The 26,909-nt window shown below is 68.1% G+C and carries 17 protein-coding genes, 1 tRNA gene and 1 pseudogene; 10 read left to right on the top strand and 9 right to left on the bottom strand.

Annotated features, from left to right (window positions below; all coding sequences use genetic code 11):
* Positions 1 to 51: 51 nt before the first annotated feature.
* Entirely contained in the window at positions 52 to 1,698 is a 1,647-nt protein-coding gene (locus I2501_RS29900; protein ID WP_196197409.1) for a TQO small subunit DoxD, read from the top strand.
* A 107-nt stretch (positions 1,699 to 1,805) separates the two neighbouring features.
* On the opposite strand, the gene I2501_RS29895 is transcribed toward I2501_RS29900, so the two are convergent.
* The 3 genes from I2501_RS29895 to I2501_RS29885 all read right to left on the bottom strand — a co-directional run bounded on the left by I2501_RS29895 (position 1,806) and on the right by I2501_RS29885 (position 4,547).
* Positions 1,806 to 2,585 carry a nucleotidyltransferase family protein gene (locus I2501_RS29895; RefSeq protein WP_196197408.1) on the bottom strand — a complete coding sequence of 260 codons (780 nt, stop codon included), beginning with the start codon at positions 2,583 to 2,585 and terminating at the stop codon, positions 1,806 to 1,808.
* 168 nt (positions 2,586 to 2,753) lie between these two features.
* On the bottom strand, positions 2,754 to 3,182 hold the full coding sequence (locus tag I2501_RS29890; RefSeq protein ID WP_196197407.1) for a hypothetical protein: 429 nt from the start codon (positions 3,180 to 3,182) through the stop codon (positions 2,754 to 2,756).
* Between the two features lie 252 nt (positions 3,183 to 3,434).
* Entirely contained in the window at positions 3,435 to 4,547 is a 1,113-nt protein-coding gene (locus I2501_RS29885; protein ID WP_196197406.1) for an ABC transporter ATP-binding protein, read from the bottom strand.
* A 263-nt stretch (positions 4,548 to 4,810) separates the two neighbouring features.
* Here I2501_RS29885 and I2501_RS29880 point away from each other — a divergent pair.
* A tRNA-Thr gene (locus I2501_RS29880) sits at positions 4,811 to 4,884 on the top strand.
* Positions 4,885 to 5,184: 300 nt separating this feature from the next.
* On the opposite strand, the pseudogene I2501_RS29875 reads toward I2501_RS29880, so the two are convergent.
* A pseudogene (locus I2501_RS29875) lies at positions 5,185 to 6,432 on the bottom strand (tyrosine-type recombinase/integrase); the annotation flags it as partial.
* Positions 6,433 to 6,507: 75 nt separating this feature from the next.
* On the opposite strand from I2501_RS29875, the gene I2501_RS29870 reads away from it, so the two are divergent.
* Positions 6,508 to 7,383, top strand: coding sequence for a hypothetical protein (locus I2501_RS29870; protein WP_196197405.1), 876 nt, complete (start codon positions 6,508 to 6,510; stop codon positions 7,381 to 7,383).
* On the opposite strand, the gene I2501_RS29865 is transcribed toward I2501_RS29870, so the two are convergent.
* The gene (locus tag I2501_RS29865) at positions 7,312 to 9,006 is read right to left on the bottom strand and encodes a DUF6119 family protein (RefSeq protein ID WP_196197404.1); all 1,695 of its coding nucleotides are present in this window, start codon (positions 9,004 to 9,006) and stop codon (positions 7,312 to 7,314) included. The two genes, I2501_RS29870 and I2501_RS29865, sit on opposite strands and share 72 nt — an antisense overlap.
* A gap of 143 nt (positions 9,007 to 9,149) precedes the next feature.
* Entirely contained in the window at positions 9,150 to 9,599 is a 450-nt protein-coding gene (locus tag I2501_RS29860) for a hypothetical protein (RefSeq protein WP_236047502.1), read from the bottom strand.
* Positions 9,600 to 9,815: 216 nt separating this feature from the next.
* Between I2501_RS29860 and I2501_RS29855 the strand changes: the two genes are divergently transcribed.
* The 6 genes from I2501_RS29855 (at position 9,816) to I2501_RS29830 (ending at position 21,429) form a co-directional block, all read left to right on the top strand.
* Complete coding sequence (locus I2501_RS29855) at positions 9,816 to 11,930, top strand: N-6 DNA methylase (RefSeq protein ID WP_196197403.1); 2,115 nt, start codon at positions 9,816 to 9,818, stop codon at positions 11,928 to 11,930.
* Between the two features lie 109 nt (positions 11,931 to 12,039).
* A complete protein-coding gene (locus I2501_RS29850) occupies positions 12,040 to 14,031 on the top strand; it encodes a type I restriction-modification system subunit M (protein ID WP_196197402.1) in 1,992 nt (663 codons plus the stop codon).
* Complete coding sequence (locus I2501_RS29845) at positions 14,028 to 15,362, top strand: restriction endonuclease subunit S (RefSeq protein ID WP_196197401.1); 1,335 nt, start codon at positions 14,028 to 14,030, stop codon at positions 15,360 to 15,362. Before I2501_RS29850 ends, I2501_RS29845 begins: the two co-directional genes overlap by 4 nt.
* A 60-nt stretch (positions 15,363 to 15,422) precedes the next feature.
* On the top strand, positions 15,423 to 18,617 hold the full coding sequence (locus I2501_RS29840) for a type I restriction endonuclease subunit R (protein ID WP_196197400.1): 3,195 nt from the start codon (positions 15,423 to 15,425) through the stop codon (positions 18,615 to 18,617).
* A 172-nt stretch (positions 18,618 to 18,789) separates the two neighbouring features.
* The gene (locus I2501_RS29835; RefSeq protein ID WP_196197399.1) at positions 18,790 to 20,373 is read left to right on the top strand and encodes a serine/threonine-protein kinase; all 1,584 of its coding nucleotides are present in this window, start codon (positions 18,790 to 18,792) and stop codon (positions 20,371 to 20,373) included.
* Positions 20,374 to 20,514: 141 nt separating this feature from the next.
* Complete coding sequence (locus I2501_RS29830; protein ID WP_196197398.1) at positions 20,515 to 21,429, top strand: hypothetical protein; 915 nt, start codon at positions 20,515 to 20,517, stop codon at positions 21,427 to 21,429.
* 233 nt (positions 21,430 to 21,662) lie between these two features.
* On the opposite strand, the gene I2501_RS29825 is transcribed toward I2501_RS29830, so the two are convergent.
* Together I2501_RS29825 and I2501_RS29820 are read right to left on the bottom strand one after the other, a co-directional pair.
* Positions 21,663 to 23,741, bottom strand: coding sequence for an AIPR family protein (locus I2501_RS29825; protein WP_196197397.1), 2,079 nt, complete (start codon positions 23,739 to 23,741; stop codon positions 21,663 to 21,665).
* 878 nt (positions 23,742 to 24,619) lie between these two features.
* Positions 24,620 to 24,808 (bottom strand): hypothetical protein, encoded by a 189-nt coding sequence (locus tag I2501_RS29820; RefSeq protein WP_196197396.1) that lies wholly within the window; start codon positions 24,806 to 24,808, stop codon positions 24,620 to 24,622.
* A gap of 197 nt (positions 24,809 to 25,005) precedes the next feature.
* On the opposite strand from I2501_RS29820, the gene I2501_RS29815 reads away from it, so the two are divergent.
* Positions 25,006 to 25,989 carry a restriction endonuclease gene (locus I2501_RS29815; RefSeq protein WP_328806740.1) on the top strand — a complete coding sequence of 328 codons (984 nt, stop codon included), beginning with the start codon at positions 25,006 to 25,008 and terminating at the stop codon, positions 25,987 to 25,989.
* A 226-nt stretch (positions 25,990 to 26,215) separates the two neighbouring features.
* Here I2501_RS29815 and I2501_RS29810 read toward each other — a convergent pair whose 3' ends face one another.
* Positions 26,216 to 26,812 carry a CGNR zinc finger domain-containing protein gene (locus tag I2501_RS29810; protein WP_196197395.1) on the bottom strand — a complete coding sequence of 199 codons (597 nt, stop codon included), beginning with the start codon at positions 26,810 to 26,812 and terminating at the stop codon, positions 26,216 to 26,218.
* Positions 26,813 to 26,909: the final 97 nt, after the last annotated feature.

Genomic DNA, 26,909 nt, shown 5'->3' with positions numbered 1-26,909 from the left:
ACTTCCGTCAACCGGGAGTGTCCTTCCGGCCCTTCAGCCGGTTAGAGGAGTGTGGACACCAGAACACGTACCCGTCCCCGTCCCCGGGCGGCCTCCGACGGTGGGGCCGACGCTGGTGAGGCGACGCTCAACACCGTCAAGGTGCCGTCGGACCCGACGCGGTTGAACATCACCACCGCGAGTTTCCGGGTGCGGTTCACCCCGCCCTCGGGGTCGTTGATCGACCCGGGTCTCGTCGGCGCGATGACGCGCGACTCCGCCCTGGTCGGGGCGGGCACATTCGCCGGTCCGGCGAGCGCGGGCGCCGCGGCGGGAGTTGCCGCAGGCGGCGCGCTCGGGGTCCCCGGATCCCTCGCCGGATCCGTCGCCGTCCCCGGGCTGACGGGCGCGGTCAGGACCATGCCGCGCCGACGCGGACGCGTGGTGCCGATCACCTACACCGGCCAACTCGACCTCGCCGTACCGCCGCAGGGCGTCCCCGGCCAGGCGGGCGCCCCGGCGTCCGTGGGTGGCAGGGGTCGTGGCGTCGCGCTGGGCGACATGGAGTCGACCCAGCAGATGACCCAGATCGACTTCGACGAGCTCGACAACTACGAGGACTTCGCGGGCTTCTCCGGCTTCGCCGACCTCGACGGCGTCCAGGTCTTCGAGCCGCCCGCGCGGCGGCCTCCGCTCCCGGACACGCCCGCCTCCTCCTCCGCCCAGCACCACGCCTGGCACCCGGGCAAGCGCGTCGACCTCGGCCTGGTGCTGCTGCCGCTGCGCGTCTTCCTGGGCTGCATCTCGGTCTACGCGGGCTTCAGCAAGCTCTGCGACCCCGTCTACTTCGACGGCGGCGCTCGCGGCTCGATGACGCACTGGCTGCAGGCCCTGCACCCCTGGAGCATCGCGCAACCGCTGCTGACGCTGGCCATGGACCACCCGGTGGGTGCGGGCCTGGCGGTGGCCTTCGTCCAGATCAACGTCGGCGTGCTGGCGATCCTCGGCTTGTGGCAGCGGGCCAGCGCGGCGGTAGCCATGGTGCTGTCGGTCGCTCTGCTGGCGACGGCCAGTTGGCGCGCGGTACCGGTCTACGACACGCCGGAGATCATCTACCTGGCCGCCTGGAGCCCGCTGCTGCTGGCCGGTGCGCCGATGTTCTCGCTGGACGGGTGGCTGCACCTGGAAGCGTGGCGCCGGCTCGGCGAGCACGCGCAGGTGCGGCAGCTGCGGCGTCGGGTGCTGCGGCGCGGGGTGGTGCTGGCGACGGTCGTGATCGGCGCGACGTTCCTGCTGGGTTCGGTGCTGGGCGCGGCAGTTCGCGCCTCGCACGTGAGCCAGACCACCTCGGTCCCGTCCGAGACGCCGGTGCCCTCGCCGAGCGCGTCCACGCCTGGCGGCGACTGGCCGAGCGGCGCGGTCCCGGTCCCGGTGCAGTCCGTTCCGACGAGCGGCAAGTCGGGCCACTCCGGCCCGGGTTCGACGAGCGCCAAGCCGTCGCCGTCCAGCTCGCACAAGCACCACAGCGGCAGCACGGGGACCTCGTCGTCCACGTCCTCGTCGTCGTCCACGGGCAGCACGCGCACCGGCGCCGGCACGGGGGCCGGTTCCGGCTCCGGCTCCTCCGGCACGAGCGGCTCCAGCCGCACGCACAAGCCGGGTTCCGGGCAGCAGAGTCCGGGCAACCCGAACGGCGTGATCGGCGGCCTGCTGGGGTAGTCCGCGGGACGCGGCGGGTTGTGGCGGGTTGCAGCAGGGAGGGCGGGGAACCGGTCGTCGGTTCCCCGCCCTCTTTTGCCGGCAGCCTGCGCTGCGCGTCTGTATGCCTACGCGTCCGCGTCAGCGGCGGCGCGGGTCGACGCGAGCTCCTTGGCGGCCTCCTGGAGGTCCTTGGCGGTGTCGATGGCGCGCCAGTAGACACCCTGCGGGAGCTCGTAGCCGGAGAGGCGGTGCTCACGCGCCAGGCGGGGGAAGGTGGTCCGCTCATGGTCGCCGAGGTCCGGCAGCATGCCCGCGAACTCGGCGGAGAAGACGTAGACGCCCGCGTTGATCAGGTAGGGCGACGGCGGGGACTCGATGAAGTCCAGGATGTTGCCGAACTGGTCCACGTCGACCGTGCCCCACGGCAGGCGGGGACGGGCCAGGGCGAGCGTCGCGTGGGCGTCGCGGGCGGTGTGGAAGTCCGCCATCTCGCGGAGCGGGAACCGGGTCCAGATGTCGCCGTTGGTGGCGTACCAGGGCTCGCTGTGGCGCGGCAGCGACCCCGCCGCGAACTTCAGGCCGCCGCCACGTCCCAGCGGCTCGGTCTCGACGACGGTGGTGACGTTCAGTGGCAGGTCGGCGGTCTTCAGCCAGTCCTGCAGGACGTCCGCGAGGTATCCGCAGGAGATGACGACGTCGGTGACGCCCTCTTCAGCCAGCCACTGCAGCTGGTGGCCGATGATCGGGATGCCGGTTCCGGGGATCTCGATCATCGGCTTGGGCCGGGTGTCGGTGTAGGGGCGGAGGCGGGAGCCCTGCCCGCCGGCCAGGATGACGGCCTGCGTCACCGTGGGAGCTGCCGGTCGCGACTGCCCGGCTGAGGGGATGAGGTTCTCGTCGGTCATGGCGCCACCCTAGGGGGCGGAGGCGCATGCCTGCGCCAGAGGTCGCCCTCGGAGGTGGCCGACACGCGGCGACCCGGGGTTCTGAGGAGCGCCGGAGCGATCCTCAGAACCCCGTGTCGCGGTGTGACGCCTGGGGTTCAGGCCATCACGGCATCGGCCGTCAGGCCATCAGGCCGTCGGGGACAGGGACCCGGCGGCGAAGGAGGCGTCGCAGACAGGGCGGGCGTAGGTGAGCGCCTTCTGCACGTTGCCGTGGTACTTGCGGACGGCGGCCTGACCGAGGTCGCGCGCGATGGAGGAGCAGAACTGCCGCAGGGACGGCTGGCGGTCCATGGTGCTCTCCAGGTCGTCGAGGGCGACGCCGGGGTTCCTGGTCGTCAACTCCCGCAGCAGGCGTGCCCGGAGGGCGTCCTGCGGCGCGGTGCTGTCGCCCTGCGCGGCGGCGGGCGGGGCGGCTGCGGCGGTCAGCGACTGGACGTCGGCGTTGGCCGACGGGGCCCAGGAGACGCGGGCCACCGCGAGGGTGCCGGTCGTCACGAGGACGAGCGGCAGGACGAAGGCGAGTGATCGGCCGATGCGGCGGGCTAGCTGCTTCACGACGGCGATGCTAGCGATCGGTGATGATTTGGCGACATTGCGTCACTCCAACGAGTGAGTGTCGCGCCCGAATTCTCCCGAAAAGCCGGAAGCCGCCCGGGGGAACGGGCGGCTTCGGGTCATGCTGCGGCGCTGCGCTTCGGTGCTGCGGTTCTGTGCGCGTCCGTCCTCGGAGCGAGCCGGTTTCGGACGCCGTCAGCTGCTGTCGGACGTTGTCGGGCGCTGTCGGACGGCGCTGGACGCCGTCGGACGTCAGTCGCTCAGACGGGTGCCCGTCTTGGTGGAGAAGAGGTGACGCTCGCCTTCGCGCGGCACGACGTGCAGCACGTCGCCACGCAGCGGGACGGAACGGCCGCCGACGCGGACGACCAGGTCCTTCGTCTCCTCGCCGACGGTCGCGGAGCCGTAGACGTAGCCGTCGGCGCCGAGCTCCTCGACGACGTTGACGGTCACGGGCAGGCCGGTGCCGCCCTTGGCGAGCGCGTCGCCCTCGGAGACGACGTCCAGGTGCTCCGGGCGCACGCCCAGCGTGAGCGTGGTGTCCCCGGCGGCGGAGGCCTCGGCCAGCGCCTCGCGCGACACCGGCACCACGACGCCGCCGAACTGCACGCCGCCGTCGACGATCGGGACCTCGATCAGGTTCATCGCGGGCGAGCCGATGAAGCCGGCGACGAAGAGGTTGGCCGGCCTGTCGTACATGTTGCGCGGGGTGTCCACCTGCTGCAGCAGACCGTCCTTGAGGACGGCGACCCGGTCGCCCATCGTCATGGCCTCGACCTGGTCGTGGGTGACGTAGACGGTGGTGATGCCGAGGCGGCGCTGCAGCGAGGCGATCTGCGTACGCGTCTGCACGCGGAGCTTCGCGTCCAGGTTGGACAGCGGCTCGTCCATGAGGAAGACCTGCGGCTCACGGACGATGGCGCGACCCATGGCGACACGCTGACGCTGACCACCGGACAGCGCCTTCGGCTTGCGGTCCAGGTACTCGGTCAGGTCGAGGATCTTCGCGGCCTCCTCCACCTTCTGGCGGATCTCGGCCTTGTTGACGCCGGCGATCTTCAGGGCGAAGCCCATGTTCTCGGCGACGGTCATGTGGGGGTAGAGCGCGTAGTTCTGGAACACCATGGCGATGTTCCGGTCCTTGGGCGGAAGGTGGGTGACGTCGCGGTCACCGATGCGGATGGCTCCGCCGTTCACGTCCTCCAGCCCGGCCAGCATGCGCAGGCTGGTGGACTTGCCACAGCCGGAGGGGCCGACCAGGACGAGGAACTCCCCGTCCGCGATCTCCAGGTCGAGCGCGTCGACCGCGGGCTTCTCGCCACCGGGGTAGATCCGGGTGGCCTTGTCGAACGTCACCGTAGGCATGGTGTTCTGCTCTCCTTCACCGGCAGGAACGTGCCGGACGATCCGAGTAAAGGGGGTGGGGTGGTATGAAGTTGTGGCCCCGCTCGTCCCTCCCGTGCTACACGCACGCCCGCGGGAGCGGCGCGGTTCACCGGGAGGTCTAGTCCATACCGCAGTGTGAACTTCAAGTGACGGTACCGGTCGGACCATCCGCTTGTCAGCCCCTCACCCACGAACAAATCCGCACCACACCCACCCTCCCCGCCCGGTACACTGCCAACCGCGCCTCCTTAGCTCAGCTGGCCAGAGCACCGCTCTTGTAAAGCGGGGGTCGTCGGTTCGAACCCGACAGGGGGCTCTCAGCACCACCCCGGATGAGCTGCAACTTCGGCCTTCCGGTCGCTTCTTTGACGGCCTCGGACACCTCGTCCGGGGCCGTCTGCGTGAGCGATGCGTGAGCGGACGGCTCAGCAGCGGCCGGAACGGCCTCGGACGCGACATCCCCAGGCGCCACACCGGCGGACTTCGCGGCGGGCTTGGAGGCCCGCGGGACGAGGCGTGCGGCGGCCTCGGCGATGGCACGGTCGACCTGGGGGAGCAGCGACGTGTACGTGTCCGAGGTGATCGCGATCGACGAGTGGCCCAGCATCTCCTTGATCGCGTGCAGGTCCGCCCCGGCGGCGTGAGCAAGACTCGCCGCGCCGTGCCGGAGGTCGTGCAGCCGGATCGGGGGAAGCCCGATCTCCTTGCAGAGCTCCTTGAAGCGGTCGGAGACGTTGACCGGGTGGAGCCAGCTGCCGTCCTCGCGGGTGAAGACACGCCCGGTCTCGACCCACGCCGTGTCCCACTTTGCGCGGTCGGCCTCCTGACGCTCCCGGTGCTCGCGCAGGACCGCGACGGTGTCGGAGTCCAGCGCGATCGTGCGCGCGCCCGCGTCGGTTTTCGGATCGTCCTCGTAGACCTCCCAGCCGTCGACGACCAGCTGCTTGGCCACAGTGAGGAGCGCGCCCGACAGATCGGTGTCCATCCACCGCTGCCCGCACGCCTCGCCCCGGCGCAGGCCGCGGAACGTGATTAGGTGGAACAGCGCGTACAGCCGGTCCTGCATCGCGTGGTCCAGGAAGGCGCCGGTCTGCTCGGGGGTCCAGACCATGACGGGGGAGGGCCGCTCACCGGTGCGGCGCCAGTGCTCGATCCGCTCGTCCGTCCACACCAGCGCCTTCGGGCGCTTGCGCGCCTCCAGCTCGACGTGGCACGCCGGGTTGAAGGTGATGATCTGACGCTTGATCGCCGCGTTCAGCCCGGCGCGCAGGGTTGATCGGATCCGCTGGCAGGCAGCGGCACTGACGGTGCGTCGGAACGGCGGCATGGCGTCGATCTCGGCCTTGAGCGCTTTGCGCCGGGCGCGGTGCTCGCGCCCCTTCCACGGGATCTGCGCGAGCTCGTCGACTGCGGCCCGTCGCTGGGCGTTGGCCTCCACGATCGCGAGGCCGACGCGCTTGGCGGCACGCGCCCAGCGGGCGGTGATCTCATGCTGGTCAGTCAGCAGATCCAGCTTGGCGACGCCGCGCCGCTTGCGGACAACCTCGTGGGCGAGCGCGTCGACGTTGGCCACGCGGATCCGGCGCAGCTGCTCCGGATCGGCGACCAGCAGGCCCAGGCAGCGCTCCATCTCGGCGGCCAGGTCTCGGGTGTAGGTGGTGAGCAGGATCGCGCCGTCGGGGGTGTCGGCCGGGAGCTTGGCCGCGAGGTGCGCGGCGCGGTGCAGGGCCACCACGGTCTTGCCGGTGCCCGGCCCGCCCGCGACCTTCGCGGGCCCGCGGTAGGAGGCGCGGTAGGCCACCCGGTGCTGGCTGGGGTGGAGGAAGACGCGCCAGCTGTCGAAGGGCCGCTCCAATAGGTCCATCAGCTCGGCCGGACCGGTGACCAGGGCGATGCGACCCTGGGCGCGGTGCATGGCGGCGGTCAGCTTGTCGGACTCATGGCCGTGCCGCTCCCCGGCGGTGAGCTGTACCTGCACGATCTCCTGCCAGACCTGCTCCGGCGTCATCCCGGCGGCCAGCCCGCACAGCACGTCGTACTGCTGCTCGGGCAGGAACGGCCGGGTGCTGTCCAGCAGCTCCTCGGAGTGGATCTGCCGGGCCAGGGAGAGCACCGCGTCGTCGACGCCCAGCCGGCGCAGGTCTGCGTCCGAGACGGCGGCGAGCAGCGCCCGGCCCGGCTCGGCTTCCGGCTCGGCCCGTCGCAGCCCGTCACTGAGGCGTTCCAGTGCCACGTCGTCGCGGATCTCGATGCCCTGCGTGGCGGCGTTGACGGAGGCGCGGTGCGTCCTGGCCCAGGCGATCGCGTCGTCGTGGGGCAGGACGCGCAGCAGCAGGAAGCTGGTGCCGGTCTCCGGGGCGAGGACCACGCCGCGGTAGAACTTGTCGATCCGCAGCGTCTTCAGCCGCGGGTCGACGCCGTGGTTGAGCTTCTCCAGATGCCCGCCCGCGGCGGAGGTGTGCTCGAACTTGTCCAGAGCTTCGGCGACCCGCTTTTGGACGTGTCACTCCAGCCCGGCGAACTCCTTGACGAAGTCGCGGTGGAAGCCAAGTGTCGGCATGCCCGCCCTTTCCGGGGATCGGAGCCGACGCGCACCGCTCCGGGAGCGGCTAGGCGTCGACGTGCTCGCAAGGTAGCTGATCAAGGGGCCCGGCCGTGGACGAACCTGCGGACGCGGCAGGGCCGGTGTCGCCGGTGGGGTCTTCAACGCTGGGCGCGGCCACAGGGGCCGCGCCCGAAGCGTTCAGCGGGTGATGCGGACGATCTCGACCTCGGCGTTCATCGCCCGCAGCCTGCGGGCGGCCTGCAGCAGTGAGACCTGGGCGAAGGCGAAGAGCGAGTCGACGGTGATCTCCTCGCCCTCCTTCAGCAGGATGCCGAAGACGACGCGCAGCGAACCGAAGTCCTGCAGCATTCGGTGGTCCGGGGTGTGTGCGGCGACCTGGCGGAGGAACTTGGTGCGCAGCTTCGAGTCGCTGCGCAGCGTCTCGACCGCGGCCACGCCCTGGGCGAAGAGATGGTTGAGCGGGGCCGTGCCGGTCGCTGCCTTCTTCACGCAGATCAGCTGGTTGTCTGGGCCCAGCAGGTCGCACACCTCCAGACCGCCGCCATTGAACTTCTCGGTGACGATGTTCTTCTTGTCGAAGAGCTGGTACCCGGGCTGCTTGGCTGCCTGCTCGTTGTACCAGCCCTCGTCGTGACTGTCGCGGTTGCGGCTGTCGCGGGGGCCCTTGGGCCACGGCGGGAGCGTGACGCTGGTCGGCTTGGCGAACAGCTGGGCGAGCTCCTCTTCCAGGGTGCCAAGGAATCCTGCGCCGACCTCGAACCAGGTGCCCTGGCCGTAGAAGTAGCGCTCGGTGCCGACCGGAAGATCGGCGACCAGCCACTCCTTGCCCTTGGTCGCCGGACCGGCCGGGGTGGTCAGGTCGGTGTCGCTGAACATCATCACCTGCACCTGGCCGAGTGCCTCCAGCCGTTCGCCTTCGGGCAGGTCCCGAACGAACTCCAGGAGCAGCGGCAGTTCGAGCTCATCCACCTCGATGATTCGGCCGGCCCGACGCAGCCGGAACGCCTGGGCCGAGCCGAAGCCCTCCTGGCAGGACTCGGGGATGCCCAGGGCCAGCCGCTGGCCGTCCAGCTCGCCGAGCATCGTCTCCAGCCGGGTCCGCGCCTCCTGGACCTTGTGGCCGCGCTGGTCGAGGGTGCGCACCCGGTCGACGAAGCGCAGGTCCGCGAGCGGGTCCGGCCGGGCGCAGACGTCCTCGATCGCGCGGAGGTCGCTGAGGAACTCCTCCAGGCTGGTGGCGAGTGGCAGCTTGACCGTCGCCTCCGCGCACTCGACGCGGACCCGACGGGTGGTGCCGGACTGGAGGGAGGTGAGCGGCACCGTGCTGACCGTGCCGCAGATCCGACGGACGATCGTGCCGAACCGGTCGAGGCCGAAGCCGTCGATCCGCTCGCCGCGAGCGACCGAGTACTCGTCCACGCGCCCGCGTCCGTCCATGACCTGGTTGCGGATCTTCAGGATGCCGTCCTCGTCGAGGCAGCGGATCGCGAACGCGAGCCCGAACTCGTCGTCCCGGTAGGTGGGGTCGAGCATGTGCTGGCCGACGCCGTAGCTCAGGGCGTACAGCCCCTGGGCGGTGCGGAGCAGCAGCAGCGCAGCGGAAGAGCGGTTCCGCTCGCTGACCGGCAGCCCGGTGATGTTCTCGACCGCCTCGCACCAGTCAGCGCGGTCGCGCGGAATGCCACCGTTCACCAGCAGGCCCTCGACGCCGGGGCGGGTGAAGTCGCGGACCTGGTAGTCGGGGTGGTCCAGGTACTTGGACCGCACCAGTTCGCGCAGGGCGATCGGCTGACCGTTCGGGGTGGCCATGCGGTGGAGGGTGGACTTGCGGGTGCGGGACCGGTGCTTGGACTGCTTGGGCTGATGGGTCATGGCGATGGCCTGCCTTCTGGTCGGGCGTTCTGGGTTCAGGGGCGTGTCCCGGGGGCGGGTTGGTCGGCGGGCGGCGCGAAGGGGGCGGCCCGTTCCGAACGACGCGTGCGTCGGCTGAGAGGTGGTGCGTCAGGCTGCTCGGCTCAGCGCACGGACGCCCAGTTCTGGCAGCCGACGGACTTGAAGATCTCGCCCTTGCGAACGGTCACCAGGCCGCTTCCAGCCAGGTTGTCGTTGGCGATGACCGGGTCCTTGTCGCGCTCCCGGTAGCACATGCTGCTGGAGCCGCCGACGGGCCCGGCGGTCCGGTAGGTTCCGGGGCGCATGTCCTGGCCGACCTGGTGCTCGCCGTCCCCGGCGATGGTGGAGACGGTGCCGTCCTGCTGGGTGGAGGCGGCGGGCTTGGTGGTGACCGTCGCGGTGGCGGTGGCCGTGCGCACCAGGTGATCGGAGGCGTTCGCCGTGGCGGCGTCGCTCTTGCCACCACCGACACCGGCGCCGACGGCGACCAGGCCGTGGGTGAGCAGCAGGCGACCGCGCTTCGGCTGCTTCGGCGCTGCCGGTTGGTGGATGGACGGGGTCTGACTGGACATGGCGCTCTCCTGAGTGGCGTGGGTTTCGGGGGTGCTGGGACCCTCTTGGACGATGGCTTCGAGCCGTGCAAGCTCTATCAGGAAAGCAGGAGAGTGAAAGCACTGTCAATCGCTTTCACGTGCTTGACCGATGGTGTATGTTGTTAACGTCCAGACCGAGAGGGGCAGGGCTTACGCATGTCGCAGCACTCCACCGACGCAACCGCGTCCGCGCAGGTGACGGCCGCGGAGATCTCCCGCATCGCGGGCGTTACTCGCGCCACGGTCAGTAACTGGCGACGCCGGCATGCAGACTTCCCCGCACCGAACGGCGGAACCGAGAGCAGCCCGCTTTACGAGCTCACCGCCGTCCAGGACTGGCTCGGTCGACGCGGTCATACCTCCGCCGCCTCGCCTGTTGAAGAGCTGCGGACCGCGTTGCGTTTCCTCGGCGGTGCGGCGGACGCTGCCCGCTTCTTCCCGCTGCTCCTGGTCGCGGCAGGCGCCGAGCCGGAGCAGGTCGAGCGGCTTGTCTCCCTCACGGACGGCGCGCTCGCCGAGGAAGCAGGTCAGGCGGTCGCCGCGGTGCCCGACCGCCTGGCCCCGCTGCGGCTGCCGGTTTCGTACACTGCTGCGGACGCCGGGGTCCTGCGTGCCCTGCTGGCCTGCGTACGCGAGGCGGGTGGGCAGGCGGCGCTGGACGTGCTGGCGTCCAGGGAGCTCGACGAGAAGACCGCGTCCGGCACCTACCAAACTCCCGAAGGGCTGGCGCGGCTGATGGCCGAGCTTCTGCCTGCCGACGGAATTGGTCGGGTCCTCGACCCGGCCTGCGGGAGCGGCACCCTGCTGGTCGCAGCGGCGCGGCGCGGCGCACGCGAGCTGTACGGGCAGGACAGCCTGAGCCTTCAGGCGCAGCGCGCGGCTGCAGCGGTGGTGTTGGCCGAGCCTCCGCTGCCACTGGACACGATCGATGTCCACTTGGCGTTCGGCGACAGCTTGCGGGCCGACGCCTTCGCGGACCGCACCGTTGACGCGGTGCTGTGCAACCCGCCTTACGGCGACCGGGACTGGGGGCACGACGAGCTCGCCTACGATCCCCGCTGGGCCTACGGCCTGCCCCCGCGCTTCGAATCCGAGCTGGCCTGGGTGCAGCACGCACTCGCCCATGTTCAGCCCGGCGGGCACGTCGTGATGCTGCTCCCGCCGGCCACGGCCTTCCGTACCTCTGGCCGTCGCGTCCGCATCGAACTGTTGCGCAGCGGTGCGCTGCGCGGAGTGGTCTCACTCCCCCCTCGGGCTGCTTATCCACTCCATGTGGCCCTGCAGCTCTGGATACTCCAGCGGCCGGACGCGGAAGGAGCCGAGCACAGCTCGGTGCTTTTCGTGGATGCGAGCGAGGGAGAGCAGGCCGACACCGCGACCCGCGCGAGGCTCGACTGGGGAGGCTTGGCCGCGCGGCTCCTCCCACTGTGGGCCGCGTTCCGCGACCAACCCGAGGAGTTCACGGACCAACCAGGGCTGGCCCGAGCAGTGTCGGTGATCGAGCTGCTGGATGAACACGTGGATGTCACTCCGGCGCGGCACGTCCGCGCAACAGCCGCTGACGTAGACCCGGAATCGCTGGCCGCGCGCGTGACCGGGCTGTACGGGCAGGTACTGGAACGCATCGGCGAGCTGGTGGTCGCGGCTGATGAGGGGGGCGGCTGGCAGGCAAGGGGGGAGGGCGCGGCGGAGCGTCGCTCGGCGACGGTCGCGGACCTCACCCGGGGTGGGGCGCTGACCGTGCTGCGGGCCACTCTGCAGAGTCCCAGTCAGCGGGATGCTAGGCGGGGGACCGTTGCTGACCACAGCGAACGGCGTGTGTTGCTGGTGCGCGACGTCGCCTCGGGCGGCGCTCCGTCCGGAGGCAGCGACGACCTGCGGGGGGAAACCGATCGCGAGGTCGCCGTGGGCGACGTGCTGATCCGCGCGAACGCGGGGCCGGGGATGGGCGGGGTGATGGCACGAGTTGCCACCGAGGCGGACGCGGGCGCGCTGGTGGGTCCCAACTTGCACCAGCTGCGCCCGGACCCGAGCCGGATCGACCCTTGGTTCCTGGCTGGGTTCCTCGGCGCCGAGGACAACATCGCCGCGGCCTCGTCCGGGACCACCTCGCTGCGCCGAGTCAACCCGATGCAGCTGCGCATCCCGCTCATGCCGCTGGCGGAGCAGCGCCGGTATGGCGCGGCTTTCCAGCGGGGCTCCGAACTGCGGGTACTGGCCAGACGGACGGCCCTTCTGATGGAGGAGGCAATCGGCAGCGCCACAGCTGGCCTGACCTCCGGCGCGCTGGTACCGCCGCCGGGCGGCTGAAAACCGCCCCTGGTGTCGCAGTGATCGACCAGACTTCACCTGTCCCGACTTGCCAGGCCTGCCCTGCGGTGCCCGGCCGGACGACCCGAGAGGAAACCGGGGAACCCCCTTGAACAGCAGTAAGCACACCGAACTCGCCAACAAGGCGTGGAGCGTCGCGGAGATTCTTCGCGGCGACTACAAGCAGTCCGACTACGGCAAGGTCATCCTTCCATTCACCGTGCTCCGGCGGTTGGAGTGCGTGCTGGAGCCGACCCGCGAGAAGGTCGCGGAGACGGCGGTGAACATCGAAGGGCAGGGGCTGGACGAGGACCGCTTCCTGCGCAAGGCATCGGGGCAGGTCTTCTACAACCGCGGTGCGCTGACGCTAAAGAAGATCGCGAGCGATCCGCAGCACGAGGCGAAGAACCTGCTGACGTATGTGGGTGCCTTTTCGGACAATGCGCGGGAGGTGCTGGAGAAGTACGACCTCGCGCAGCAGATCCGCAAGCTGGAGAGCGCCAAGCTGCTGCACCAGGTCGTGGGGGAGTTCGCCTCGCTGGACCTGCGACCGGAGGTCGTGTCCAACCACAACATGGGCTACGTCTTCGAGGAGCTGATCCGGCGCTTCTCCGAGCAGTCGAACGAGACTGCCGGTGAGCACTTCACTCCGCGCGAGGTCATTGAACTGATGGTCAATCTGCTGGTCGCGCCGGACGCGGACGCTCTTACCTTCAGCAAGTCGGTGCGTTCGGTCCTGGACCCGGCCTGCGGCACCGGCGGCATGCTCAGCGCGGCGGAGGAGCACATTACGAAGCTCAACCCAGCGGCTGAAGTCGACGCCTACGGGCAGGAGCTCAACCCGGAGTCCTGGGCCATCTGTCGTTCGGACCTGATGATCAAGGGCCACGAGCCTGGCAACATCGCCTTCGGCAACTCCTTCAGCCACGACGGTCACAAGGGCAAGCACTTCGACTACCTGCTCGCCAACCCGCCGTTCGGCGTGGACTGGAAGAAGGTCAAGGACGAGGTCGAGGACGAGCACGAGCGGCTCGGTGACGCCGGCCGCTTCGGCGCGGGGCTGCCGCGCATCAACGACGGCTCGCTGCTGTTCCTGCAGCACATGCTGGCGAAGATGAAGCCGCTGGATGTGCACGGGACCGGCGGCTCGCGGGTTGCGATCGTCTTCAACGGCTCGCCGCTGTTCACCGGCGCGGCGGAGTCGGGGGAGTCGAACATCCGGAAGTGGATCCTGGAGAACGACTGGTTGGAGGCGATCGTCGCCCTCCCGGACCAGCTCTTCTACAACACCGGGATCTCCACGTATTTCTGGATTCTGACGAACCGGAAGCGCGAGGACCACAAGGGCAAGGTCATCCTGCTGGACGCTCGGGACCACTGGCAGAAGATGCGCAAGTCGCTGGGTGACAAGCGCAAGGAGCTGAGCCCGGCGCACATCCGTGAGATCACGGAGCTGTACGGGGACGCGCTGCATGTCGCGGGCGACCCGCAGCACGCGCTGCACCAGAAGGTGAAGGTCTTCCGGAACGAGGACTTCGGCTATCGCCGGATCACAGTGGAGCGGCCGCTGAAGCTGCGCTTCGAGATGACGGAGGAGACGCTGGCCGCGCTGGCGGCGGCCAAGCCGGTGGCGAAACTGGCACAGGCGGAGGAGTTCGTCGCGGCGGTGGCCACGCTGGAGGGCCAGTCCTGGGCGACGAAGGCGGAGGCGTTCCTGGCTCTGAGGGACGCGGTCGTCGCAGCCGGTCTGCTGTGGCCGGCGGGGGCGCCGTTCACGAAGGCCGTGCGGGAAGCGGTGGGCGTCCGGGACGAAGCTGGTGAGGTGCAGCTGGTGAAGGGCGCGCCCGAGCCGGACGCGGAGCTGCGAGACGCGGAGAACGTCCCCCTGGAGCAGGATGTGGAGGAGTACTTCAAGCGCGAGGTGCTGCCCCACGTCCCGGATGCGTGGATTGACCACACGAAGACGAAGATCGGCTACGAGATCCCGTTCACCCGACACTTCTACGAGTACAAGCCGCCGAGGCCATTGGTGGAGATCGACGCAGAGCTGAAGTCGCTGGAGGCGGAGATTCAGGCGCTGCTGGGGGAGGTGGCGGGGTGAGCTCCGTACTTGGTATCTCGCTTCCGGCTGACTGGTTGGCCGTTCCGCTCAAGCATCTGACGCAGCTGCTCAATCGAGGCACCGCTCCCGATTATGCCGAAGATGGCGTAATTTATGCCGTCAGCCAGGCGGCAAATCAGGAGGCCGGGCTGGACTGGTCGCGGACGCGATACCACGCGTTTTCGGGAGACCCGCGGAAGATCAAGGGATACCTGCATGCTGGCGATGTCCTGGTCAACTCGACTGGAACGGGGACATTGGGGCGGGTGGGCTATTTCACGGGAGCGCCCGAAGGCGCTCATGCTGTCGCCGACGGGCATCTCACCGTTGCTAGGACGCATGGCGCGAGGTTGGATTCGCGCTACCTCTACTACTGGCTTGCCTGCCGTCCGTTTCAGGAGTACGTTCTGGCCGCTCTTGCAGTCGGAGCGACGAATCAGATCGAGCTCAATCGTGACCGCTTGGGTTCAGCGCTCGTGCCTTTGCCGCCGTTGGCGGAACAGCGCGGCATCGCCGACTTCCTCGATGCCGAGACCTCCCGTCTCGATCGTCTGGCAGCCGTAGAAGCTCGGCTTGTCGAACGGTTGGCAGAGCGTCGTGAAGCCAGTGTCATCGCGGCGGTCTCGGGCCGGCACGTTGCCGCGCCGCGCCGCGACACGCGAGTTCCTTGGCTGGACAGCCTCCCGGAGGTATGGGATGAGGCCGGGCTGTCCCTACTTGCCCGCATGGGTAGTGGGCACACGCCGAGTCGATCGCGTCCTGAGTGGTGGCAGGACTGCACGATTCCGTGGATTACGACCGGCGAAGTTAAGCAGGTTCGTAATGATCGGATCGAAAAGCTTTATCGCACGCGCGAGAAGATCAGCCAGCTCGGCATGGAGAACTCGGCTGCGGAACTGCGTCCCGCTGGAACTGTCTTTCTGTGTCGGACCGCGTCGGCTGGCTATTCGGGCATTATGGGGTTGGATATGGCGACGAGTCAGGATTTCGCCACGTGGACCTGCGGCCCACGCCTCAGCCCAGAATTCCTGCTGTGGTGCCTGCGGGCGATGCGCAGAGATCTTCTTGGGCGCCTGGCGATGGGATCGACGCACAAGACGATCTACGTGCCGGATCTGCAGATGCTTCGGGTGCCATTGCCGCCTCTCGGTGAACAGCTTGACGCCGTGGCATCGATCCGCGCGGAGACTGCGCGCATCGACTCCCTGGTGGACAAGGTCACCCGCCAGTTGGACCTCCTCGCCGAGCGGCGCCAAGCGCTGATCACCGCCGCAGTCACCGGCCAGTTCGACGTCTCTACCGCTTCCGGCCGAGGCATCGACGTGTCGTAGCGCAAACCCTTTTCTGTCGCACCTGCCCCGCCCCGCCACCCCGAAACGAGGTACCGCACCATGCCGCCGATCCACTCCGAAGCCGCCTTCGGCGAAGCCATCGTCGCCGCCATGACTGCGCGTGGGTGGCGGGAGGTGCAGCCGCAGGACTACCGGGTCGACCTTGGCCTGGACACCAACGAGCTGTTCACCTTCATCGGCGCGACTCAGGCCGAGGCCTGGGGCGAACTGGTGGACCTGCAGTACGGGGGCGACCCGAATGCTGCGCAGCTCGGCTTCGCCAAGCGGCTCGGGGAGGCGATCAAGGATGTCGGGCTGACGAAGGTGCTGCACGACGGTCTGAAGGACCGCGGCACCCATCTCCGGGTCGCGTACTTCAGGCCCAACCTGGTCGTGGACGAGTCGACCCTCGCGGACTACCACGCCAACCGGCTGACCGTGGTCCGCGAGCTGGCCTACGCGACCAAGCAGGCCGACCATGGCAAGCGGCTCGACCTCACCCTCTTCCTCAACGGCATCCCGGTCGCCACCGCCGAGTTGAAGAACCCGCTGACCGGTCAGGGCGCCGAGCAGGCCAAGGAGCAGTACCGCCGGGACCGCGACGACAGTGAGCTGATCTTCGCGCAGCGTTCCGTCGTCAACTTCGCGATCGATCCCGACCTGGTCTTCGTTACCACCCGGCTGCGCGGCGGCAAGACTCTCTTCCTCCCCTTCAATACGGGCTCGTCCGGCCCCGGCCTGCCCGGCGGTCAGGGCAACCCCACCCACACCACCCCCGGCCGCTACGCAACTTCCTACCTCTGGGAGCAGGTCTGGCAGCGGGACAACTGGCTGGACCTGCTCCATCGCTTCGTCCATGTGCACAAGGAGAAGCCGGCCTCCGGCGGCGGCAGCACCAGCAAGCTGATCTTCCCGCGCTACCACCAGTGGGACGCCGTCAAGAAGCTGGCCGCCCACGCCGCGATCCACGGCGCCGGGCACAACTACCTCGTGATGGCCTCCGCTGGTTCCGGCAAGTCCAACACCATCGGCTGGCTCGCCCACCGCCTGAGTGACCTGCACACCCCCACCGACCCCGCCGCGCTCGACCCCGAGGCCCGCGCCGCCGGGCTCCTGCCCGGCGTGCCGGTCTTCGACAAGGTAATCGTGATCACGGACCGCCGGAACCTGGACTCGCAGCTGCGCGAGACTGTAGGCAGCTTCGAGCAGACAGCTGGCTTGGTCGTGAAGATCGACGAGAGTCACGGGGCCAAGGGTGCTCAGCTCGCACAGGCGCTCTCGCAGCAGACCGGAAAGATCATCACGGTCACCCTGCACTCCTTCCCGGCCCTGCTGGACTACCTCAAGCGGAACCCGACCGAGATCCAGGGCAGCCGGTTCGCGATCGTCGTGGACGAGGCGCACTCCTCGCAGTCCGGCGACGCCGCGACCGCTGTCCGGGCCGCGCTGCGCGACCTCGGCCTGGACGCGGACGACGAGGACGCGGGAGCGTCGGAGCTCGCGGTCACGGTCGAGCAGCAGTTGAAGAAGCGCGCGCTGCAGCGCTCCCAGGCGGCCAACCTCTCCTACTTCGCCTTCACCGCCACTCCTAAGTCGAAGACCCTCGAACTCTTCGGCGAGCTGGAGCAGATCGACGGTGTGGCCACGTACCGCCCGTTCCACACCTACTCGATGCGGCAGGCGATCGAGGAGGGCTTCATCCTCGATCCGCTGCGCAACTACGTCACCTACGACACCTACTACAAGCTGGTCAACCAGAACGACACCGAGCGCGAGGTCGACCCGACGAAGGCGAACCCGCTCCTGGCCCGCTTCGCGCTGACCCACGCTTCCACCGTGGCCCAGCACGCGCAGGTGATCGTGGAGCACTTCGTCACGCACACCCGCGGCAGGCTCGGCGGACGAGCCAAGGCCATGGTGGTCACGGCCTCACGGCAGTCCGCCGTGCAGATGTCCCGGGCGATCAAGAGCTACATCCTGGATCGCGATTACCACACCCGCTACCCGGACCTCGGCGTGCTCGTCGCCTTCTCCGGGACGCTGAACTACGAGGGCGAGGAGACCACCGAGCCGAAGGAGAACGGGGGCCTCTCAGAGAGCGGCCTGCCGAAGGCATTCGGCTACACCCGGGCCGACGACAAGGCGGTGAAGGCCGGCGGGCCGGGCAAGCCGGAGTTCCGGATCCTGATAGTGGCCGAGAAGTACCAGACCGGGTTCGACCAGCCGCTGCTGACCACGATGTACGTCAACAAGACGCTGACCGGCATCTCCGCCGTGCAGACGCTCTCCCGGCTCAACCGCACCGCGGAACGGAAGACCCAGGCCGATCTGGCTGTCCTCGACTTCGTCAATGATGCCGAGGCGGTCAAGGACGCCTTCGTCCCCTACTTCAGGGAGGCGCAGACGCTGCCCTCCGATCCCAACCTGCTCTACCAGGCGCAGAGCAGGGTGATGGGCGTGGACATCCTCTCCGCCAAGGATATGGACGAGTTCGCGGCCGCATACTTCGAGGCCCAGGAACGCGCGGCCGGCTCGGCCAAGAAGTGGGAGCAGTTGCATGCCGAGCTGTACCGGCTGCTGGCCCCCTCCGTTGACCGTTTCGCCGCGCTGCTGTTCAGCGACGACGAGGAGGACCGGCAGACCGCCGAGGCCTTCCGCGCGGACCTCAACGACTACGTCCGCAAGTACGGATTCGTGGCCCAGATCCTCAGCTACCAGGATGCCGAGCTGGAGCGCCTGCACCTGTACGGGCGGCATCTGCTCAACCGGCTGCCTCGCCTCGCCGACGGCGGGGTGGACGTGGGTGACATCGACCTGAGCCACCTGCGAGTGCAGCGCACGGGCGAGTACGACCTCGGGCTGACCGAGGAGGGCGCGAGTCTGATCCGCAACGTGGGCGAGGGCGCCGGCGGGGTGAAGGAGGACGAGAAGTCGCTGCTCTCCGAGCTCATCGAGCGGTTCAACGACAAGTTCGGCACCGCTTTCACCGAGCAGGACGTGCTGCCTGCCTGGCAGGCCACCACGGAGGATCTTGAAGTCCGCCAGGCGGCCGTGGTCAACGATGAGGAGAACTTCGGCAAGGTCTTCGACCGGGTCTTCGCGGACAAGGTCGAGGAGTACGTCGGCGTGGTCACCGATCTTGGCAAGCGCTACTTCGCCCAGGATCGGGGCTTCAAGTCCAGCTTGGACCGCAGCGCCCGCCGGGCCGCATGGCGGATGATCCGCCGCGAGGAGGGCGTGGACGACGTGGCCTGAGCGCTGAGCGCTCGAACGCCCGCTCAGACTCTGGACGAATGATCTCCACAGTCGCCACACTTGGTGCACGAGTCAATTGTGCCGACGCCTTCGGCCCGGAAGCCGCCAGCCCCAGCTTCCGGGCCGTCGGGGCTTCAACGACCATGCCAGCAGCAGGAACGGGGGCACCCGCGTGCCGGAGAACGTGATCAACGACCGCTACGAGCTCATCGCCGCACTCGACCACGGCGGCATGGGCGACGTCTGGCGCGGCTACGACGTGGTCCTGGACCGCCCTGTCGCGATCAAGCGGATCCGCAGCGGTGTCGTCGGCGGACCGCGCGAGGCGGAGGAGTTCGCGAAGCGGTTCCGACGCGAGGCCCGGATTACCGCGAAGATCCAGCATCCTGGCGTGCCGCAGGTCTACGACGCCGTGCTCGGCGACGACCACGAGCGGGTCTTCCTGGTTATGGAGCTGGTCGAGGGCGCCTCGCTGGCCCGCTACATCCACCCCGAGCGCCCGCTGCCGCTCAGCTGGGCCGTCGCCGTCGCCGCGCAGATCACCACCGTGCTGTCGTACGCCCACGAGATCCCCGTGGTGCACCGCGACCTGAAGCCCAGCAACGTTATGGTCGCCACCGACGGCACGGTCAAGGTGCTGGACTTCGGCATCGCCTCGCTGCTGCGCACCGACGTCACCAAGCTGACCGCCACTGGCTCTGCCCTCGGCAGCCACCCCTACATGGCCCCGGAGCAGGTGCTCGACCGCCAGATCAGCCCGCGCACAGACCTGTACGCGCTCGGCTGCGTCCTCCACGAGCTGCTCTGCGGCCGTCAGGTCTTCCAGGGCGAAAGTGAGTTCGCCGTCATGCAGCAGCAGATCTCAGCGCCGCCTACACCCCTGCGGGAGCTGCGGGCAGAGGTGCCGGCAGGGCTGGAGGCGCTGGTGCTGGAGCTGCTCCGCAAGGCTCCAGAGGCTAGGCCCGCGGACACCCAGGAGGTCTATGCCCGGCTGCTGCCCTTCCTGCCCTTGACGGGCTCAGCCCCGGCACCGCAGGAGGCAGGGCCGTCCGGTGTGCCCGATCCGACCGGGCTGTACCGCAGCCCGTACGCCCCGCGGCCGCGTCCCGAGGCCGCCCCGACTGAGGGTCAGCCCCCGGCTCCCGTCGTGCCCATTCCCGAGCCAGAGTCGGACGCACTGCGCCAGGCCGTCAAGGAGGCGGACGAGCAGGCGCTGGCCCTGGCGGAGGAGGAGCGCTATGCCCAGGCTGTCGACGTGCTGACGCAGGCGATCGAGCGGGCCGTTCCGGCCTTGGGCTCCGACAACCGGCTGGTGCTGGCGCTGCGTCGGCGCCGAGCGGCGATCCGTTGGATGGCCGACGACCTGCGGGCGGCGCTGCCGGAGTTCGAGGAGCTGGTCGTCGCTTACGCGCGGACTGTGGGTCCGACGGCGAAGGTCACCCGTGAATGCCGAGCGCAAGCGGCTCGCTGCCGGGCCGGGCTGGGGCACGTGACACAGGCGTCGTACGAACTGCAGGATGTGCTGGATCTGGTCACGGCGGTAGACAGCCACGTCAGTGAGGAAGCGATCGACCTGCGGCACAGCGTCGCCGTACTGACTCTCGCCCAGGGCCGGGTCCGCGAGGCGGTGCGGCAGCTGGAGCCGCTCTACGCCGACCTGGTCATGGTCTACGGAGAGGAGCACGAGCTGACCCAGGAGGTCGCGGAGACCCTGTTCCGGATCGGGTTGGACCCGGACGCGCCTGACCTCGACTGACCAGCTCACGACCTGGACGGGTGACCCCGATCGCAGGCCTCCGCGGCCTCGACCCCGCCGCAGCAGTCGTGAAGGGGGAGTATGCCGGGTCTCCGAGGCGGCCGAGGCGACTGTCACCAAGCAGGCTAAATGAACTAGGAGTTGAGCGGGCCGCCGCTGCTGTCGGCGGTGCTCGGCAGCCATGACAGCCATGGTTGCGGTCAGGCTCAACAACCGAATCTGTGGATTGCTCATCTGGAGGGTGATGTGGGGGATCTGGCGAAGGAAGTTGCCGAACTGGAGCAGCAGGTCGAGGAAGCCCGAGAGCTGCGGGCCATCGCAGAGCGACTCGACGACGAGATCGCGGCGAACCTCGAGGAGATCGAGAGCATCGGCAGTGCTGTCCGCGAAGCACATTTCGACCTGGACAATCAGATCGCCGAACACGACTTCATGGCCGTCGAGCAGTCCGTCGACTCGGTGCGGGGGCTCGTAGATCCACGAACGGTTCTTTCGGTGGTGGATGCGGTGCTCCTGCTGACTGCCATCCGAGACGACAGCGCAGTTCCCTCCTACAAATGGCCGCGTAAACTCGCAGAGGGGGTGAATCCGGACAGTACACCGCGACTTACGCAGGCCCAGTTGGACGCTCAGTACGCCAAAGAGTTGGACGATGGGGCTCGCGATTGGGAGAGCTTCTGGGGTGACACGGACTGGGACGACAGCCAGCGCGACGATCAGTGGGAAACGGACCGCGGCGAGCGCGAACTGGAGGCCATGCGCAACCTCGCCGGCAAGGCAGCTGACAACATCCGAGAGATCGTCGAGGAGATCGGCGAGTCGATCTGGCCAGAGCTGGTGGCATCGGTCGAAGCGGGGGACCGCGACAGTGCAGTCGCTCACCTGCTGGATGCCGTCCGAGTGGCCGCGGAGCTGGATTCCGCATATGAGCTGTACCAAGCCAACCTGTCGAGGCTCTACACGGTTTCCCCCGGGGCGCTCGGGGCAATGGGCGAACACCTCATGGGTATGGAGACGTGGCTGGCTGCACAGACGGACCGGAACCCCGAAGAGTAGCGCCCCCGTAGCCGATGCGTGAGCGGACGTGCTAATAGCAGGCGACCCGTAGAGGATACCGCGACCGGCCGCGTGGCGCTGACCAGCAGGAACAGCACCACGCGGCACTAGCGATCACGCGCCGTCATGATCTATCTGGGGCTAGCACCTCCAGCGCTTGGTATCGCGAGGCGATGGCCGGTCGGTCCGATGCCCTCAGCGTGCCTCTTTGGCTGCGCAGGTGAGCAACAAGATCACTCTTCCTCCTCTTCAGATTCCTGGCGCAACCGGTCGGCAATGTCCACTAGGGAGCCGCGCTGTGGAACGAACCAGCGACGCGTGCCTTGAAGCGGTCGGCTCTGGTGACCGGCCTCGACCAGCATCTTCTGGGCCAGACCAGTCGGTGAGTATGCGGCACCATCCACCGCCCAAACAAGGCAATTGCGGCGCTGACGAGTCCAGGTTGCACGCGCCCGCCGCGCATCCGCCGTGAGCCAAGGGGTGAGCTGCTGCTGTTCGCGGCCAGGGACTGGGCGAAACTCCAGGAGCGTCCCTTCTTCCAGTGCGTTGTTCTCAAAGATCACCGTGACCGCGTTGGCTTGCCGCGCGTGCTGTTCCCGCTCGGACGCGCGGTACTCCGGTGAGAGGGCCGGCGCTTGATTGTTGCCCTGCAGGGTCACCAGTGCGGAACTGGCGACGGCCGAATATCGCTCAGCATTGCGGAAGATGCTGCTCACCTGGCTCTTGGGTCCGTAGCCCGTGTCGATCCAGTGGATCAAGGTGGCTACGGTGGTGTCCACGAGCTGGGGGATGCTCGCAGGAACTGTTGGCCAGTCGACCTCCGGGACCTCCTGCCAGCCTTGGGACAGGCGTCGGAAGGTTACGTGAGCGATGAGTAGTCGCCCAAGGTCGGCGAGTGTGCCAGCGCGCCCCTCCCATTGTGGGCGTTGTGTGTCGATCTGCCGCTCGATCTCCCGCAGCACCAGGATGGTGCGCCAGGTCTTCACGGCGTCCGTGCGGTGCAATGGAAATAGCCGGTGATGCTGCTTCGGATCCCAGAGAAGGTCGATGTCCACGTTGGCTTGGAAGGACAGTTCGGCATCGGCGTGAGCGCAGGCGAGCGCGGTTGCTGCCTCTCTGAGGGTGCAGCCGTCGTCCTGCGTCTGTGGGGCCTCTTCGCCTCGGCGCAGCACGTACGTTTTCCTTAGCCGCAGCAGGAAGTCGTCGCGGAGCTGCTGCTGCACCTTCTCCAGGGCGATGAAATCCTGGGGCTCGACCCTATTCTGGGTGTTGGTCGTCCGGGTGACGTCGTGATCGAAACCTTCTGGGCAGTCTGTCAAAGAGATGATGCGGACGCCGATCCGTGCGCGTGCGACGACATCTGGGGTTTGCTGGTATGCCTCATGAACGGAGGCGACCGTCTGAGCACCGTTGACGATGCTTGCCCCCTCCATTTCCAGATCTCCCCGAGGGCCCGTGATCACCTTGTCGCACAGCACCGTGATCCCGTTGTTGAAGTACCAGAAGTACTCGGGCCTCCTGCGAAGAGTCTCCACAAGCGTGCGGTTGACCGCGGTGACACCGAGCGGATTGCGGATGTTTCGCTGGAACAGCCGGTGGTGGTTGTCCTCGTACCAGCGCGCAACCTCCGCGGCACCGATGGTGCCGTGGTAGGCCAGGATGGGCTCCTTGAACGGACTGAGATCGACGGCCGAGGCTGCGGCCTTCAGCTTGATCCGAGGTTCGGCGATTCCGGAGCGCAGGATGCGGATGAAGTCCGGCAATCTCAGCGTGCGCAGGCGCAGTGAGTCCTCGTACTCGTCACAGAACCGGGCGAGCACGTCCTGGGCTTCGGCCCCCATCGGTTGGCTACCTGCCCAGGCAGGTAGCAGGGTGATCTGGACTCGCGGATTGCTGAGTGCCCGTTCCAGGTCCGGGATGAGCGGTGTCAGCTTGGCGTTGAAGCGCTGGTACTCCCGGGCGATCAGCAGTTCCAGGCCGTTCTTCAGGTCAAGTGCAGCGCTCTTAGAGAAGGTGGCCGTGCCGTCGCTACTCCACTTCGCCTGCACCACCAAGACCTGGGGCTCTTCCGAGGCGAGATCCACCGCCACTGCGTCGATGCCCTGGTCGCCGAACGAGTCGATCACGAACTCGGCGCAGCGCTCGAGCGAATACCCGGTGAACTCGCGGACCGCCAGGGCAGCCAAGGAGCGGGAGAGAAATGAGCTCCGCCGGATTCGCTCCTCGAACCGAGACAGATCGTCAACCGCAGTGATCCCGGAGAACTGCTCGTCGAGGGCATGTTCGAGCTGCTGGGCGTGCAGAGCGGTCACTGTGCTCCTGTCGGCGGCTCGCGGCCGTGCTGGGACGGTGGCAGGGACAGGCCCACGCCTCATCAGCGATTCAGATTGCTTGCCAGCGAGCCTGCACGTCAAGCGCTTCGCTCCGTCGTGCAGTCAAGTTGGTTCTGGTAGCAGCGAATTTACACCGAGCGTACGCAGACTTGGTTGGGCGGTAGCGCTGCAGAAGGCTCTGCGGACGAGGCCTCGCTTGCCCCGAAGTAGGTGTGTGCTATCCTATGGCCTCCCGCTCGGTGCCGGGATGGCCCAGATGCGTGAGCGATGCGTGAGCGGACGTGCCAGCACGGGGCAACCCGGAGTGGATACCGCGATCGTCCGCGCGGTGCTGACCTGCAGGAACAGCACCGCGCGGCATTAGCGATCACGCGCCGTCATGATCCATGTTGATCTTGTAAAGCGGGGGTCGTCGGTTCGAACCCGACAGGGGCTCCAGACGCGAGTGATCGCGGAGACGTGAGAAGGGCCAGCTCGGAGGCGGTGTGCCTCTCGAACTGGCCCTTCGTCATTGTTCGAGCTCTGGCGGGCGCTACTCGGGTCGTGCCACAGCCGTGCCAGAAGGGTCCGGCGGCTTCTGCTTGCCCCGGCAATCTCTTTGGCCGGGGTCCGAAGCCCAACCGAACGTAGCTTCAGCTAGCGCTCCTGGCTCTCGTTCTGAGAAGCCAGGTCTTCAACTTCCTCAACCGTTGACCACGGCGGGTCGTAGCCGCGCCGCCGGCTCCCATGGGCAAACACCACGAGGCTCGGCTCCGGGGAACTGCACTGTTGGGGGTCGGTTGTGGAGGCCGCCCCCGGCCGTTGTTGTTGGTCGGGGGCCGTTCGATTTCGGGTAGCGGGACACCTCGCAGCAGCACCTACTCGCGGTCGAGAGAAGCCAGGGTCACCACACCGACGAAGACGAGCAGCGGCGTACCGATGACCGGTGCGGCAAGGGCGATGCCGCAGGCAACGGAGCCAGCGCTGTAGGCGGCGATGAGGCGCCGGGCTTTGGTGGACAGGCGGCGGCGAGGCTGGTCGTCGCGGCGGGTGGGCCTTGTGTTCATGAGTCCCCCAAGAGGGTGGTGATCGACAGACGACGTGCGGTTCGCGGACGGTGGCGGGTCGCGCGACGGGCTCGTTGTTCATCCAGCTTCGTATCATGTCCGAATCGGATGCTGTTTTTTGCTATCCGATTCGCTCATGCATCGAAAGAGTACAGTACTAGACGCCGTAGTAGTTGCGGCGGATGAGGAGCGAGGCTGTGACAGTTGCCGATGGCGCGGAGTCGATGCCGGCTGCGTGGGATCTCAAGCCCGGCCAAGTGATCGAGCGGAAGCGGCTACATGTTCGATTCGGAGGGCGAACGCAAGGCGGCATCGGCCCGTCCGCGAAGACGCCGAACGTCATGATCTTCACTGATCCTGTTGCCGGAGAGAGGTACGGGTACTACGACGGGTGGATGCCGGACGGACTCTTCCACTACACCGGCGAAGGCCAGTACGGAGATCAGCGCATGCTCTCGGGCAACGCCAGCATCCTGAACCACCGAGCGGAGCATCGAGCGCTACGTCTCTTCCAGGGCGCCCGCGGCAACGTCACCTACATCGGCGAATTCGAGGTTGACGGTTGGTACGAGGCAGATGCCCCGGAGTTCGCCGATGGTCCGTTGCGCAAGGTGCTCGTTTTCCGGCTGCGTCCGCTCGACGTCGCGTCTCAGGAGCCAGTGACCAAGCTCGGTCGACTGCTGGAGGACCAGCGCGCCAAGGTCCAGCCGATCGGCATCGAGCAGCAGGAGACCGAAAAGACCTTCGTTGATCCGAGTCGTGAGCCTTACGAGGCGGAACGTCGCGAAGCGAAGCTTGTGCTCGCGCTCAGTGACTACCTGCGCTCTCGGGGGCACCGAGTTGGTCGACACAGGATTCTTCCGAAGGGCGAGACGCGTCCCCTGATGACCGACTTCTATGACGAAGACCTTCGACTCTTGGTTGAGGCGAAGGGCAGCGTGACGCGCGAGAACTTCCGCATGGCGCTTGGCCAGCTGGCTGACTATGGCCGCCATGTCGAGGCAGATGTACGCGCCATCTTGGTGCCGAGCAAGCCGCGCGAAGACCTCTTGGACTTGGCAGACAGTCAGAACGTCACTGTCATCTGGCCTGAAGGGAAGGGCTACAAGAGCACGAAGGCTGGCATGTTGGACTGGGAAGCCGACGTGACTCGGAGCGCAATCGTTGTGGGTGAGAATTAGAAGACTCGACACAAGACACAACGGTTGAGCGCAACTCGTGAGATGAGTTCGAACCCGACAGGGGGCTCTTGGCTCCGCTGCACGTCAGCGGCCATGCAAACGACGAAGCGCCCCGGGTCGGGTTGGTCCGGGGCGCTTCTGACATCACCAGATGACATCAACCGCTCTTGCGGCGGCGCTTCAGGAACCGGGACGTCTCCCGGCTGGCCGCGTGTTCCGGGCGGGGTTACTTCACGGCAGTCGTGACGCTCGCGCGGCGGTGGCGGTTGGCCTTGGCGCGGTTGCCGCAGGCGGACATGGAGCACCAGCGGCGGCGGCCGCCGGCGGAGTGGTCGATGAAGCGGGCGCTGCAGCCGACGCCGTCGCAGATGCGCAGCCGTTGCCGCAGGTCGCTGCCGAGTACCTCGGCGGCGTCAAGGGCGATCCGGCAGAGCACGCCGTGGGCGTCGTCCGGGACCGTGCTGGGCCGGAAGACCGGTGTGCCGTCGGTCAGTTCGAGCCGTGGGGCGTGCTGGGCGGCGCGGGTCAGCCAGACGTTGAGCACGTCGGCGGCTTCCGCCGGGAAGGCGGTGCCACGGACGATCGCCGACAGGCCCGTGTCGATCGCCTCGCGTAGCTCCCGGGCTTGGTGCAGCAGGGCGTCGTCCACCGACGGTGGTGCCGCGGTAGCCCCGGAGGCCTGGCACCAGGTGGCCAAGTCCTCGGCGTGGACCAGCAGTTCGCGGCCGCCTGCAAAGCGGTCTCGGAGTGTGTTGACGAAGTCGAGGCTGGGTCGGCCGCCGTACCAGACCCAGTCACGCAGTTCGGCTCCTGCGTCAGTCATAACCACATGTTAGGTTACTCGGGAAGTAACCGTATGTGTGGTTAGCATCTGGGGGTAGGAGATGGTGCACGGGGGGAACGCGGCGGGGCAGTCCTCC

It is taken from the genome of Streptacidiphilus fuscans (assembly GCF_015690355.1).
GTDB classification, from domain to species: domain Bacteria; phylum Actinomycetota; class Actinomycetes; order Streptomycetales; family Streptomycetaceae; genus Streptacidiphilus; species Streptacidiphilus fuscans.
This window is presented reverse-complemented; position numbering and strand designations above follow the sequence as displayed.

Coding starts and splice junctions, on each gene's coding strand:
- I2501_RS29865 (WP_196197404.1), bottom strand. CDS start 9,006: ATGACCCATCAGCCCAAGCAGTCCAAGCACCGGTCCCGCACCCGCAAG.
- I2501_RS29820 (WP_196197396.1), bottom strand. CDS start 24,808: ATGAACACAAGGCCCACCCGCCGCGACGACCAGCCTCGCCGCCGCCTG.
- I2501_RS29885 (WP_196197406.1), bottom strand. CDS start 4,547: ATGCCTACGGTGACGTTCGACAAGGCCACCCGGATCTACCCCGGTGGC.
- I2501_RS29870 (WP_196197405.1), top strand. CDS start 6,508: ATGGCCGTGCCGCTCCCCGGCGGTGAGCTGTACCTGCACGATCTCCTG.
- I2501_RS29840 (WP_196197400.1), top strand. CDS start 15,423: ATGCCGCCGATCCACTCCGAAGCCGCCTTCGGCGAAGCCATCGTCGCC.
- I2501_RS29810 (WP_196197395.1), bottom strand. CDS start 26,812: ATGACTGACGCAGGAGCCGAACTGCGTGACTGGGTCTGGTACGGCGGC.
- I2501_RS29860 (WP_236047502.1), bottom strand. CDS start 9,599: ATGTCCAGTCAGACCCCGTCCATCCACCAACCGGCAGCGCCGAAGCAG.
- I2501_RS29895 (WP_196197408.1), bottom strand. CDS start 2,585: ATGACCGACGAGAACCTCATCCCCTCAGCCGGGCAGTCGCGACCGGCA.